Source organism: Micromonospora musae, from assembly GCF_003626635.1.
Taxonomy (GTDB): domain Bacteria; phylum Actinomycetota; class Actinomycetes; order Mycobacteriales; family Micromonosporaceae; genus Micromonospora; species Micromonospora musae.
In genome coordinates this window covers 148930-161492 of sequence record NZ_RAZT01000014.1, presented here as the reverse complement: position 1 = coordinate 161492, position 12563 = coordinate 148930, and the positions used below count along the sequence as shown (strand labels likewise).

12 protein-coding genes and 1 tRNA gene are annotated in these 12563 nt (G+C 68.4%); 8 read left to right on the top strand and 5 right to left on the bottom strand.

The annotated features are described in order from the left end of the window. Window positions 1-122: 122 nt before the first annotated feature. Both D7044_RS25820 and D7044_RS25815 read right to left on the bottom strand, forming a co-directional pair. Complete coding sequence (locus tag D7044_RS25820; protein WP_120690442.1) at window positions 123-695, bottom strand: SUKH-4 family immunity protein; 573 nt, start codon at window positions 693-695, stop codon at window positions 123-125. Window positions 696-961: 266 nt separating this feature from the next. Next, window positions 962-1234 carry a hypothetical protein gene (locus tag D7044_RS25815; protein WP_147434722.1) on the bottom strand — a complete coding sequence of 91 codons (273 nt, stop codon included), beginning with the start codon at window positions 1232-1234 and terminating at the stop codon, window positions 962-964. A gap of 1018 nt (window positions 1235-2252) precedes the next feature. On the opposite strand from D7044_RS25815, the gene D7044_RS25800 reads away from it, so the two are divergent. Together D7044_RS25800 and D7044_RS25795 are read left to right on the top strand one after the other, a co-directional pair. Continuing rightward, window positions 2253-2654, top strand: coding sequence for a GntR family transcriptional regulator (locus D7044_RS25800; protein WP_120673802.1), 402 nt, complete (start codon window positions 2253-2255; stop codon window positions 2652-2654). 116 nt (window positions 2655-2770) lie between these two features. After that, entirely contained in the window at window positions 2771-3346 is a 576-nt protein-coding gene (locus D7044_RS25795; RefSeq protein ID WP_120673803.1) for a hypothetical protein, read from the top strand. Between the two features lie 333 nt (window positions 3347-3679). On the opposite strand, the gene D7044_RS25790 is transcribed toward D7044_RS25795, so the two are convergent. Next, window positions 3680-3751: transfer RNA gene (locus tag D7044_RS25790), tRNA-Lys, on the bottom strand. Between the two features lie 381 nt (window positions 3752-4132). Between D7044_RS25790 and D7044_RS25785 the strand changes: the two genes are divergently transcribed. Next, a complete protein-coding gene (locus tag D7044_RS25785) occupies window positions 4133-4894 on the top strand; it encodes a DUF5984 family protein (protein ID WP_120673818.1) in 762 nt (253 codons plus the stop codon). An 82-nt stretch (window positions 4895-4976) separates the two neighbouring features. Further along, window positions 4977-5465, top strand: coding sequence for a hypothetical protein (locus D7044_RS25780; protein ID WP_147434721.1), 489 nt, complete (start codon window positions 4977-4979; stop codon window positions 5463-5465). A 38-nt stretch (window positions 5466-5503) separates the two neighbouring features. On the opposite strand, the gene D7044_RS25775 is transcribed toward D7044_RS25780, so the two are convergent. After that, on the bottom strand, window positions 5504-6097 hold the full coding sequence (locus tag D7044_RS25775) for a hypothetical protein (RefSeq protein ID WP_147434720.1): 594 nt from the start codon (window positions 6095-6097) through the stop codon (window positions 5504-5506). 178 nt (window positions 6098-6275) lie between these two features. Here D7044_RS25775 and D7044_RS25770 point away from each other — a divergent pair, with 178 nt between their 5' ends. Continuing rightward, window positions 6276-7112, top strand: a complete 837-nt coding sequence (locus tag D7044_RS25770) for an LppX_LprAFG lipoprotein (protein ID WP_120673821.1) — start codon at window positions 6276-6278, stop codon at window positions 7110-7112. A 263-nt stretch (window positions 7113-7375) separates the two neighbouring features. Beyond that, the gene (locus tag D7044_RS25765) at window positions 7376-8275 is read left to right on the top strand and encodes an SdrD B-like domain-containing protein (RefSeq protein ID WP_147434719.1); all 900 of its coding nucleotides are present in this window, start codon (window positions 7376-7378) and stop codon (window positions 8273-8275) included. Window positions 8276-8367: 92 nt separating this feature from the next. Here D7044_RS25765 and D7044_RS25760 read toward each other — a convergent pair whose 3' ends face one another. After that, a complete protein-coding gene (locus tag D7044_RS25760) occupies window positions 8368-9039 on the bottom strand; it encodes a type 1 periplasmic-binding domain-containing protein (RefSeq protein WP_120673823.1) in 672 nt (223 codons plus the stop codon). Window positions 9040-9216: 177 nt separating this feature from the next. Here D7044_RS25760 and D7044_RS25755 point away from each other — a divergent pair, with 177 nt between their 5' ends. Both D7044_RS25755 and D7044_RS25750 read left to right on the top strand, forming a co-directional pair. Further along, window positions 9217-10434 (top strand): HupE/UreJ family protein, encoded by a 1218-nt coding sequence (locus D7044_RS25755; RefSeq protein WP_120690439.1) that lies wholly within the window; start codon window positions 9217-9219, stop codon window positions 10432-10434. Window positions 10435-10563: 129 nt separating this feature from the next. Beyond that, window positions 10564-12528 (top strand): purple acid phosphatase family protein, encoded by a 1965-nt coding sequence (locus D7044_RS25750; protein WP_233565129.1) that lies wholly within the window; start codon window positions 10564-10566, stop codon window positions 12526-12528. Window positions 12529-12563: the final 35 nt, after the last annotated feature.

Below are 12563 nucleotides of genomic sequence, written 5' to 3'. Positions count from 1 at the left end.
TTCAACCGGCTCAAGCAGTGCCGCAGCGTCGCGACCCGCTACGACAAGACCGCGACGTCGTACCAGGCCACGGTAACCATCGCCGCGCTACTGCAGTGGTTGTGAACCTTTGAAGACACCGCCTAGTCCTGCAGGAGATTGCGCACGTACCGGAGGACCAGGAACCAGGTCGACTCGGCATGCTCCAAGGCGGCCGCGTCCGCCCGGCGCATCCGGATCAGAAGCCTCCGCTCGGCGCCCTCCGGGTCGACGCCCTCGTCGGTACAGGCCTCGACGTCGTAGTCGGGTCGCTCCTCTTCGAGCGCGTGCAGGAAGTACGCCAGCGCGTCGATGCTCGTGTTGAGCAGGTGCGGAGCGCCGTCCTCCGGGATGGAGTAGACCAGCCCCGTGGCCGTGTCCACGATGACGTCGTCCATGCCGATCCCGCCCAGCGTCAGCCAGGCCGACATGTCGAACGGACAGCTCGGATACCTCCGCGACACCGCCCGCCACGCCTCGCCACCGATCCGCAGGTCACCGTCGAGAAGGAGCCGGTCCGCCTGGAACCAGCCGACCTGGTCCGGAAGCCCGACCACCCGCAGGAAAATCCGCGTCGGCTCGTGCGCGATCGTGGCGAGCGTGCGGTCGTCCAGGGTGACCAGCTCATCGGCGGGAAAGACGGACTCCATCGCGGTCCGGTCGATCAGGGGGCTCATGGGTCGACATTCTCGCGCTGAACGATTTGCCGCGGCGACCAGCGGGGCGATCGACGGTACCGGCGCCCCGAACGCCGACTGGCATGTCCTCGGATGCCGCCAGGGGCGGAACCGCTACCGCCCGGCGACCCACCGCGAGCTGGTCACCCTGCATGTCTGGAGCGAAGGTGGGCGCGTTCGAACGGCACTGACCGACCTACCTGGAGAGCCGGCACCGTTCGGCGCTGACCCTCCGTCGTGTTCACCGCAGTCGTCTGGACCGCCGCTCATTTGCGCAGGTAGCCGATGAACGCCCTCACGACGGCTACCGCAAGCACAAGCAGGATGATCCCCACGCCAATGGGCAACACCGAGTCGAGAATGAGATCGCTGCGCTGCTGCGCATCGGTCACCGGAGGGCCGGAGGGCGAGCCCCACGCGAGACTCTGCGGTTCGAAATTGATGATCGCCTGAACCGGAATCCAGATGAGCGCGGCACCTCCGGCGCTAAGGAGACCCACCAGCGCCACGATGGAGACCGTCGCCACCGCCTTGCGCACTCCCGTAGCAGACACGTCGCCCTCCTGCACGATCTCGGCTTGCCCTGACGCTACAAGCCGAGGGCCTCGGCCGCCCGCCCGACATAGACGTACGTAAGTTGTCGAAAGCTGACAAGGCACGTCCCGTCAATTTGCGCGTCGGTTCGTGTGCGGCAGCAACGTCGAGGTCCGCAACAGCCGGTTTCCGGACGGCCCGGCCTCGGTCCGGTTCGGCTGGGTGGGTTGCCGCACTTGGCTGCGGTACTGCTGGCATCAGACGAGGCGTTTTACGCGTACCTTCGGGTGCTCGTTCTTGAGGTGACCTTGCTTGTGCTGGCGGACCTGTTCGTTCCAGACCTCCTGGTCGTAGTCGGGACCCGGCGGGATCCACTTATGGGAGCCGTCGCTGTAGTGGAACTTCTCGTCGCCGGGCCGCAGGATGCTAATCGGATCCAGCCCAGGAAGCGGTGGTGCAGGTAGCCGGCGGGGAGGTGAGCCAGGTCTTCGGCGGCGTCAACGAACTGGGCGGCCAGGTATAAGGCGAGAGACACCGGGGTGCCGCCATACTCCACCCGCAGCTCCCGCCGCCGAGTCTGGCAGGGCCAGTCGGCACCGCAGCAACCGCAGGTCGAGGCCGGGGCGACCGGCAGGTGTGTCGTCATCGCGGCGTCTCACGCGCCGCCGGCCAGGCCACTGGCGGGGCACTTCGCCGAGCGGGGTCTAGCGGCCAGTGATCTCGGTTGATTGGGATTTGATGTCTCTTGCGGCGGGGCAGCTCGCTTCCGCATCGGCAGACCTACCGCCACCGCTCCCATGACCAGACCGGCCGATGCCGCCTGGCCAGGGTGAGCGCGACGGCCACCAAGCACTGCTCGTACGAGACACCAGGCACCGGAGCTCCCTCAGGGGTGGGTCATCGTCATTGGCGTGGGGCGCTGTACCCGCCTCTCGACGTAACGCCGCAGGTCGTATCACCGTAACAACGTAGGACTGTAGGTACAGTAAGATGTAGAGCTGTTGGACACGTAGCGTCACATTCGTGATCGACCCCAGTGCGGATCGCGCCGTGTTCCGGCAGCTCGCAGACCTCCTGCGAGACCGGATCACGTCCGGCGACCTTGCGCCCGGGGCATCGCTACCGAGCGAGCTGCGGCTGGCTCAGGAGCACGGGCTGAGCCGCACGAGCGTCCGACAGGCGATAGCGCTACTCAGGTCGGAAGGGCTCGTGATCGTGAAACCGCCGCGCGGCACATTCGTTCGCGCCGTCGAGCCGACCGAGACGGTGACTCTCCTCAAGGGCGACACCGTCACCGCTCGGATGCCGACGCCCGCCGAGCGGCGCGAGCTGGAGATCGGTGAGGGCATCCCGGTCATCGTGATCTTCCGCGCCGACGGCTCGCGCGAGGTGTATTCCGCCGACCGCGTCCGAGTCGGCCGCTGACCCTCGGCGCAACCGTCGGCACCCGCCGGGGGTACGGCCTCAGCCGTACGAGGCCGCCAGCTGATGACGGTCGGCGTCGACGAGCAGGGACCGAGCCTGTCGGTGGAACTGGAGACGTGACGGTGCAGGATCCGTGGTGGACGTCGCTGGCCTCGCAGGTGCGCGAGCAGATCGATGAGCAGCTTCGCCAACGGCGGCTGATACATGCCGTCGTTCTGTTGCGCTCAGCTGACGGCCTTGATCCGCGACCGGGCCTGTACGAAGCCCAGGACATGTTGGCTGAGCGCTTGGCATGGCTCCGTTCGGAAGGATTGGTTGAACCCGACGCGCCGCCGGTCGAGGTTCCCCGACTGAGGGAGAAGGTCATGGCGATGACGGACCCGGTGGTCGCCGTGGAAGCCCTGTGGGATGGAGACACCCAAGGTTGGTTTGTGCGGCTGTACGCGATTACGCAACGGCCGAGCCCTCACCACCCCCGCTTCGACGAGCAGCCGCTGGCGGGTTTCCGCCACGGCAGCGATCTCCGCCTGTTCAGCGGTGAGGTTCCGCCATGGCCAGAAGCTGCGGAGGCGACCGAGAAAGGTCGGGCGTTGGCAGACAACATCGGGGTGCCGTTCTACTTCGCCAGCCCGGACGTTCCAGACGACGACCTGCCCCGCTGGTGGGACTTGCAGGCTGATCCACCGACGTAGTCCGGGCATGCATGCCCACCCGGCTCGAACTCCGGACGGGGCAAATGGGCCTTGAGAACGCCGGGCAGGGGCTCCGAGGCGGCCGTTGACGTAGCGGCCCGCCGCTGGCATCCAGGAGAAACGGACGACGCAAGATCTCACCGTGGCCACCCTCAGGGTGTTCAAGCGGCTGGGTCGCGCCGGAACCGGGGGCTCGTGACTCGTTTACGTCATCAGGTCCAAAGGCGGCTACTGGCGAGCCAGATGCCGGCGCCGCCGACGAACGCTTCGCTGCCGAACCACCATGATCCGGGCTCCACTGGCTGCACAACGGGCAGCTGACCTGCGGAAGAGTGGGCCGCCAGGGACTCGAACCCTGAACCTATGGATTAAAAGTCCACAGCTCTGCCATTGAGCTAGCGGCCCGACGACCCATTAGGCTACCCGACCGCCAGGGCGAAGCGCGCGGCTCTCGGGTTCGCCCTGGCGGCCGGACCGCCACGGAGATCCCCATCCGCCCGCAGAGACGTGATTGGAAGAAGAGTCAACACAGAATGTAGTCATGGGCATCACTCATGGTAGGCATTGACCATTCGGCCGATCAGTCGGCTCGGCGGCGACGGCCACGCTCCACCGGCGGGCCGATGACGAGCCGTAGCGGGACCGGCGCCCCGCGAGCGCCGGGGTCGTGCCGTTAAACCGCCACGACGAAGCCCGCTACCGTACCCGCGCGGCGTACACCGCTTGCCGAACGGGCAGCCGCGTCTTTGTCGGAGGTCCGATCGTGACGGGTCAGAGGATCTACGAGTGCTGAGCTTTTCGTTCGAGCTACGGCCCCTGGCCGAGGTTGCGCCATGGGGCAGCGCGCGACCGAACCTGCACTGGTTCGGGTTGACCGACGGCTGGTACTGGATCGACGTCGAGGGTCACGAGCTGCCGCGCTACCGCGACGAGGCCGTACACCGCTGGAACCTGGAGCGGCCGTACCCCGATTACTACCTGGCGCGGTTCTGGGAGGACCTACTCGTGCTGCGCTGGGCGTTGCAGGTGGCTGTCCCCGACGACCTCGTGCCGTTCGTCGACGGGACGTTTCCGCCACGCGAGTTCCCGGACGACGCGATCAGCGCCGAGGTCGAGGTCGCCTTCAACCTGCAGGGAGACCACCACCTCGACTTCGGTTACCTGACGGATGCCCCGACCGTGAGCTGTTACCGCCACAGCGTCGGCGGCGAAGACGTGGTGGCGCTCAGCCAGCTGATCCCGCCCGGCAAGCAGGGCACCTTCGAGGGGCCGGAGCGGCTGGACGTCGCAGTGCCGGCGAACGAGTTCTTTGCGGCGGTCGCGGACGTCGACCGCCGACTCATCGCCGCTATGGGAGAGCGCGTGACCGCGCTGGAGCGCAGCGGCCCGCCGTCCGGTATCGAGCTGGACCTGGCACAGCTACGGACCGAACATCTGGGCCGAAGTCGTTGGCTGGCCCACCGTCTGGCCTCTCCACGCCATGTCGACTGGGCGCGGGTGCGAGCGGGGGTCGCGGAGATTTCGACCTGGCCGGTGGAACCGGAATGACCCCCGCTCGGCCGGAGCCGAGCATTGATCGGCAGCGAGACCGGAGCCGGGTGGCTTCGTGACGGACTGGAGGATGGGCCTCGTGAGCTGGAGTCTTCTGATGTTCCCGCTGCACATCGCGGTCGAGAAGGGCGGGTGGGAGTGGGTTGCGGGCGCGGAGTCCTTTGGTTTGCCCGATGAGCCGCCGCCACCCCGTGAGCTGCCGACCGTCGCGCAGGTGCTCTCCGCCCTGCGGGAGACCGCGAGCCACGGGACGCCCTGGTTCGAGGTCGTGGACCAGGACGTGACGAGCTACCTTCCGCCCTGCCCGACCCCGGCGACCTGCCACTTCGCTGAGGGAGCAGATGTGGGCGAGGTCAGCCTCGGAGGCAACGGCGGCCCCTGGGAGCTGGACCGGACGGTGACGGACGTCAGGTTCCGGAAGCCGTACGGCCGGGCTGTCCTGGCGGTGGCGCTGGCGCTGGCCGAACTGGCCGGCCCGATGCTGGTGGTTGACAGCGGCGGTGAGCAGGTCTTCGTGGTCTCGCCGGGGGACGAGTCGACGCACCTGGCTCCGCATTGGCCGTGGTAGCCCGTCGTCCGGCGACGCATCGAACCAAGGGTTACCCGTCAGACCAGGAGCTCGGCCTGTGCCACGGTGGCCCGAAGGTTCCGCCGACCGAAGACCGGCGCGGAGGGCGGCTGCGCGAGGACGGCGTCCAGGTCGGCCACGCACTGCGGCGCGAGCCGGTAGATGCCCTGCACACCGAGGGAGTGGACCAGCCGCCCGTCGGCGTCGACGTGCTTGACGGTGCGGGTGCCGCGCAGAGAGCGGTACGTCAACCGTTGCAGCAGCTCGGGCGGCATGGCCGCGTCGAACCGCAGCGGGGTGCCGGCCTCGCCGAGGACGATCTCGCTGAGGCAGCTGTCGGCTGTGGACCGCCAGTCGGGGAAGCGATCCAGGTGGCCGGTGAACTGCTCGTCGGTGCCGGCGCTCCACTCGATGATCTCGGTGACCCGAACCCGGCCCAGCACGTAGAGCCGCTGGTCGTGCACACCGACCGGGTAGACCAGGTCGCCGGGGCGGACCTTGGCCCGTACGAAGCTGGGCATCGAGATGTGCGGGCCACCGAAGAGGACCTGCAGGGGCAGGTGGGCGGCGGCCGCGGGAGCGGCGGCCTTGCAGCGGTCCTTCGCCCAGAAGGCGGTGTACGCGTCGCTCACGTCCCGGAGGCTACGGCGCACCTGGGACACTCCCCCGGATTCGGCGATGGCGGTCGAGCGGCGCCGCCCGGTCACCCCGCGCGAGGATAAGGGCCGACGCCCTGTCGCCCGGTTGGGATAACGTGTCGCCCGTCGATCTGGGGAGATCTCCAGGGTCCTTCGGGGAAAGAAGCTGTCAGTGTCAGTTTGGAAGAAGACCACGATCGTCGCGGTCTCCGCGTTCACGGCGCTCGCGATCAGCGCCTGCGGCTCCGACTCGGGGTCGTCGGAGCAGCCGAAGCAGCCCAGTGCGCTGGAGCTGCTCGCCACCGACCTCAAGGGTTCGTTGCAGAAGATCGTCGACACGACGGACAAGAGCGACTCGGTGACCGTGTCCATGGAGGGCACGGCGGCCGGCGAGAAGCTCACCATGCAGGGTGTGCTGGATCTGCGCGACCCGCTCAAGGCCGAGATGAAGACGGCCGGCCCGGACGGCACCCCGATGACCGTCCGCATGATCGGCACCGCCGTCTACGTCGAGATCCCCGAGGCGGAGCGCGCCAGCGCCGACGGGAAGCGCTGGATGAAGCTGGACCTCGCTGCCGCCGGTGCCCCGGCGGGGATGGACTTCTCGAAGCAGTTCGAGGACGTCGACCCGACCAAGCAGGTCAAGACGCTGCTGGCCACCGAGGGCGTCAAGGTCGTCGGTGAGGAGACGGTCAACGGGGCGCGCACGGTCCACTACAGCGTCACCGCCCCCGTGGCGACGTACCTCGGGCAGGTCGACGCGAAGATGCGGCCGCAGGTCGAGGAGCAGCTGGCGAAGCAGGGCGTCAAGGAGGTCACGGTGGACCTCTGGGCCGACGAGCAGTACCGGCCGCGCCGCATGCACATGGTCATGGGCACGATGAGCGACATGACTGTCGACTACACCGACTACGGCAAGCCGGTGAACATCGAGACGCCGCCGCCGGCGGAGACCGCCGACCTCGCCGAGATGCTGAAGGGCCTGGGCGACCTGACCGCCGGGGTCTGATCGAAACCGAACCTGCCCGGCCGGTGACTCTCGTCGCCGGCCGGGCAGTGCCGTTTCCGGGGACGAACTCGCGCTCCGGACGCTGCCGGCCGGCCACTCCGAGCCACAGTGGAGCCGTTGCCACGGTGACGCTTGTCACTGTCTGCTGTAGACCGGTCCAAATGCGTAACGGACCCTATCCCCGGGACGCCGAGTGAGTGGTGGGGTGATCTCCACCTCGGCCCTCCGTGCCGGAGTGGCCGATCCAGCGACGTGAGGACCTCATGCGACCCAGTGCAACCTCCCGCTCGATCCGTCGTGCCTTCGCCACCTCCGTGTCCGCGCTCGCCCTCGCCGGGGCCTCGGCGGCGCTCGTCCCGGCCGACGCGGTGGCGGCCGGACGTACCGAGCCCGACCTGTTCGTCAACCTGATGACGGTCGACGCGTTGAACCCGGCGGAGGGCGAGACCTTCCGCACCCAGATCGACGTCCGCAACGGCGGCACGGGCACGTCGGGCCCGGTCAGCCTCACCGTGTCCGCGGCTGCGGGGCTACGGGCGGCCGAGCCCGGTTGGTCCGACGGTGCGTGGACCTGCACGGCGGTGGGCGACACGAGCTACAGCTGCACCCACGCGGAGCTGGCCCCCGGATGGGCGGAGCGGGTCTGGCTGCCGTTCGTGGTGGCGGGCGCAGAGCCCGGCTCCCGGGTACCGCTCACCGCCACGGTCGAGCCGCAGCGCAAGGAGAGCAACACCGAGAACAACACCACCTCGGTGCCGGTGCCGATCTCCGGCACCTGTGTGGTGCGGGGCGTGATCTGGCACGACCTGGACCGGGACGGGCAGCGCGACGAGGGCGAGCCGGGCATCGCCCCCGGCCCGGACGGCGTGCTGAGTGTGAAGGTCGGGGCCCGGCAGAACGGGACCACCGGCGGGGGCACCGCCACGGTCAACCCGGACGGGACCTGGTCGCTGACCACCCGTACCGAGCTGCTCTACCAGGTCTGGATCGAGGCTTCCAGCACCTACGACACCACCGCCTCGAACGTCGGCGACGACGCCACCGACTCGGACATGGTGACCACGTACCAGCGGGACCCGATCCTGCTGACCTCCAGCGCCGAGTTCAGCGCCACGAACGGCGGGGAGTACGTGGTCGACGCCGGCCTGGTCACCCGTAGCTGACCGGCACGCGCCGACACGCAACGGCCCCGGTGCGCCCGCACCGGGGCCGTTGCCTTTCCCGGGCAGCACAGCCGGCCCGGGAAAGGGAGCCGTCAGTGCTGGTCGAGCCAGATCACGATGCCGGTCAGGTTGTTGAGCACGGCCGCGACGCCCGCCCGGATGGCTGCCGCGCAGCGTTCGGGCGTGAAGGAGTTCGGGTCGTACGTCGAGGACATGCCGAGCCCTTCGCCGCGGAACGACGCACCGGACCAGTCGGCCGCCGTCACGTTGTGGGTGGGCTCGGCGACCTCCGCACCGACGACGAGGAACTGCTGTGACAGGTGGCTCGCGGTGACCATCGCGAGCGGGTCGATGAGGTCGTTGCCGGCGCTGACGATGAGGTCCGGGGTCATCTTGACGGCCCGGTCGATGCTCGGCACGAAGTCGTGCGCGTCCTTGGGGACGATCGTCCGGAGGTCGACGTCCTCGTCCTCGGCCCACTCCTCGACCGCCTTGACGAGGGCCTTGGTGGGGCCGTCGTCGCCCGTGGTGATCAGCACCACCCGGTAGTCCTTCGGCGGGTGGACCGCGTTCCATGACCCGGGCCGCGGTGTGACGGTCCCCTCGGGCTTGGGCGGGTCGGTGGGGTCGACGAACCCGGCGCCGAGGGCGCCGACGGGGCTGGGTGTGGGGCGGGGCTGCGACCAGTCGTCGCCGGTGCCACAGCCGGTGAGCAGGGCGGCGACCGCGGCCAGGGTCGCAACGGCCCGAAGCGGGGGACGCAAGATGATCGCTCGTCCTCTCGAGGCGTACGGAAAGTGCGGGCTCCTTCTTATCCCAGGTGGTGCCGGATGCCGCCATCGGAGGTCTGACCTGCGACTTTGTTTGCCAATGGTTCTTCGTTCGACCGGTTGCCGTTCATCCGCGACATGCACCGTGCACTGGCCAACCGAAGGAAGAGCATGTCGCAACGTATTCGCAGAAGCCTCGCCGCCGTGGTCGTCGGACTCGCCGCCGTGGTGATCACCTTGCTGAGCACCGGGCCGGCCTTCGCCCACGGATTCACGTCGACCGTGTACGGCGACGTCACAGCTGGTGATGAGGGCCACGTACGGACGAAACTGGAGTTGGAGTACGACCTCTTCGTCGTCTCCACCGCCGACTACGAGAAGGACGACCCGCTCTTCCAGCAGGGGCAGCCGGCCTTCGACGACCGGGACATGCCCGGCATGGCCGCAGCGCTGAACGCTCACAAGAAGTCGGCGGTCGGGTACGTCACGAACCGGGTCTCGGTCACCTCCAACGGTGCGACCTGCGCACCGAGCCAGCTGGGCGACTTCACGATGGGCGTACGCGAGGGCGTGCCGTACGCGAACGTGCTGCTCGACTGGGCGTGCGGCGAGCACGGCGAGGCGCACGAGGTGCGCGCTGCGCTCTTCCCCGACTCGGAGGGCTACGTCAAGGGCACCAAGACGATCCTCACGTACGACGTCGACGGCAGCTCGGGCAGTGCCGCGCTCGACGCCGAGCATCCGTCCTTCTCGACCGGCCAGGCGTGGTACGAGCGGTTCTGGGAGTTCCTGCGCCTCGGCGCCGAGCACCTGCTGACGGGGCTCGACCACATCCTGTTCCTGCTGGCGCTCATCGCCGGGTCGCGGCGGTTGCGCGAGATCGTGCTGGCGGCCACGAGCTTCACGCTGGCGCACTCGGTGACGTTCATGCTCGCGGCGCTGGGTCTGGTCGACGCCCCGGCGGGGATCGTGGAGCCCGTCATCGCCCTGTCGATCGCCGTGGTGGCCGCCTGGCACCTCTTCGGGATCTGGCGGCGCGGCGACCACGCCACGGAGCTGGAGACGGCGGGGCACGGACACTTCAGTTTGGACCGCGCGGGTTGGCTCCGCCTCGCGGTGGTGTTCTGCTTCGGTCTCGTACACGGTTTGGGCTTCGCGGGCGCACTGGGCATCGATGAGGCTTGGTCGTGGCAGTTGCTGTGGTCGCTGCTGGTGTTCAACGTCGGAATCGAAATCGTTCAACTCGCGATTATCGCCGTCGTCTTTCCGCTGCTGGCGGTGCTTCGCCGACGGTCGCCGAAGGTCGGGCTCTGGGCCACCGGTGCGGTTTCCGCAGGTGTGGCCGGTATGGGTCTTTTCTGGTTCGTGCAGCGCGTATTCGGATTCTGAGAGAACGCTGGTCTTCCTGGGAGCGATGCCAGCCGGCCCGGCCCAATTCATGATCGGTTCACCGGACACCGCCAGGTTGAGGACGCTCTCGCAGCACCTCTCATCCGAAAAGGACGGAAATTGATGAGAATGAGCACCTCAGCGCAGGCCGCTCGGCTTGTGCGGCGTCGCGTGGCCACCGGGGCCGCTGCGGCGATCTTCGGTCTGGGCGTGGCCCTCAGCGGTGGCCTGACCACCGCCGCCAGCGCCGCCGACGCCACCTCCTACAGCGGCATCGTCCTCGGGGTGGGCGCCAACGAGACCCAGCGCATCGTCACCTGGTACTCCTCGGGTGACACCGCGCAGAAGGTCCAGGTCGCCCCGACGGCTTCGATCGTCAACGGCGAGTTCCCGGCCGATGCCGTCACCGTCGACGCCACCGGCGCGGCGAACACCTCCACCACCGGCTACAACCGGCACGCCACGATCACGAACCTGAAGGAGAACACGGGGTACTCGTACCGCGTCGGCTCCGAGGGCAACTGGTCTCCGGCGTACGCCTTCAAGACGCACGACTTCGAGGGCGACTACGACTTCCTGTTCTTCGGCGACCCGCAGATCGGCTCCTCCGGCGACGTCGCCAAGGACGGTGCCGGCTGGGCGGAGACGCTGCGGTACGCCACCGCCGCGAACCCGGACATCGAGCTGCTGGTCTCCGGAGGTGACCACGTCGAGTCCGCGAACAACGAGGCCCAGTGGGACGCGTTCCTCGCCCCCGACCAGCTGCGGCAGTACCCGGTCGCGGCGACCATCGGTAACCACGACGTCGGCGGCAAGTCCTGGGAGCAGCACCACTTCACCCCCAACACGGACCGCTCGAGCCAGTACTACAACGGCGACTCGGCGACCCGCTCCGGCGGTGACTACTGGTACATCTACAAGGACACGCTCTTCATCGACCTGAACAGCAACAGCTACGTGAACCCCGCCGACGGCTCGCTCGGTGGCGACACGGCGCACGTCGCGTACGTCACGGACGTCATCAACAAGCACGGCGCCGAGGCGAAGTGGACGGTGCTGAACTACCACCACGCCATCTACTCGCCGGCCAGCCACTCCGGTGACGGCGACAACAAGCAGCGGCGGAAGGACTTCACCACCGCCTTCTCCGAGCTCGGCGTCGACCTGGTGCTGCAGGGTCACGACCACAGCTACTCGCGTAGCTACTCGATCAAGAACGGCCAGAAGCAGAACCCGGCCGAGCAGCCGGGTGCTGCCGACGTGTACCCGGGCCCGGGCGGCGTCATCTACGTGACGGCGAACTCGGCCTCCGGCTCGAAGTACTACGACATCAAGAAGCCGAACGCGGCGGACACCGACCCGAACGGCCAGCGCCCGGACCCGCTGAACCCGGACAGCTTCTGGTACAACTCCGTGCAGAACCAGGAGCACGTCCGGACCTACGTCAAGGTTCAGGTCAAGTCCGACAAGCTGGTTGTCGAGAACATCCGCAGCGGCACCTGCGCGGCGCCGAACGCGGCTGTCGAGAAGGGCCTGTCCTGCACCAACACCGCCGACGGTCAGCCGGTGGGCTCGCTCGTCGACAACGTGACGATCCACCCGTACAACGGTGACGGCCAGGCCATCCAGGTCAACGTGCCGAACGCGACCGGTGAGTTCGGCTGGACCATCGACGGCTACAACGGCCTGGTGAACCTGGGTACCGCCCAGGAGCACGACGGCTGGTACTTCGAGGCGAACGGCAAGATCAACCCGATCGTCGTCTCGGACAGTCGCTTCTCGCTCGCCCCGTGGTCGATCTCGGCCAACGTGAGCGACTTCAAGGACGGCGACAAGACCCTCGCCGGCTCGTACCTCGGTTGGTCGCCGAAGATCGTCGAGTCCGGGGCCGGTGCCCAGGCCGGCGCGCCGGTGGTCTCCGGCTACGACGACCAGGGCCAGGGCCTCGCGGTCTCGCGCGGCCTCGGTGCGGCCGACCAGGGCCACGCCCGTGGCACCGCCAAGCTCGGTGCCGACCTCGACCTCAAGTTCCCGAACGAGGTCGCGAAGGGCAGCTACCGCGCCACCCTCACGATCACTGCCCTGAGCAGCTGATCGGATCCGCTTGACCGGCGGGGTAGGCACCTTCG

What these genes read in the sequence shown, in the direction of transcription:
- D7044_RS25820 (WP_120690442.1), bottom strand. Translation starts at nt 695, where the DNA reads ATGAGCCCCCTGATCGACCGGACCGCGATGGAGTCCGTCTTTCCCGCC.
- D7044_RS25765 (WP_147434719.1), top strand. Translation starts at nt 7,376, where the DNA reads ATGCGACCCAGTGCAACCTCCCGCTCGATCCGTCGTGCCTTCGCCACC.
- D7044_RS25755 (WP_120690439.1), top strand. Translation starts at nt 9,217, where the DNA reads ATGTCGCAACGTATTCGCAGAAGCCTCGCCGCCGTGGTCGTCGGACTC.
- D7044_RS25750 (WP_233565129.1), top strand. Translation starts at nt 10,564, where the DNA reads ATGAGCACCTCAGCGCAGGCCGCTCGGCTTGTGCGGCGTCGCGTGGCC.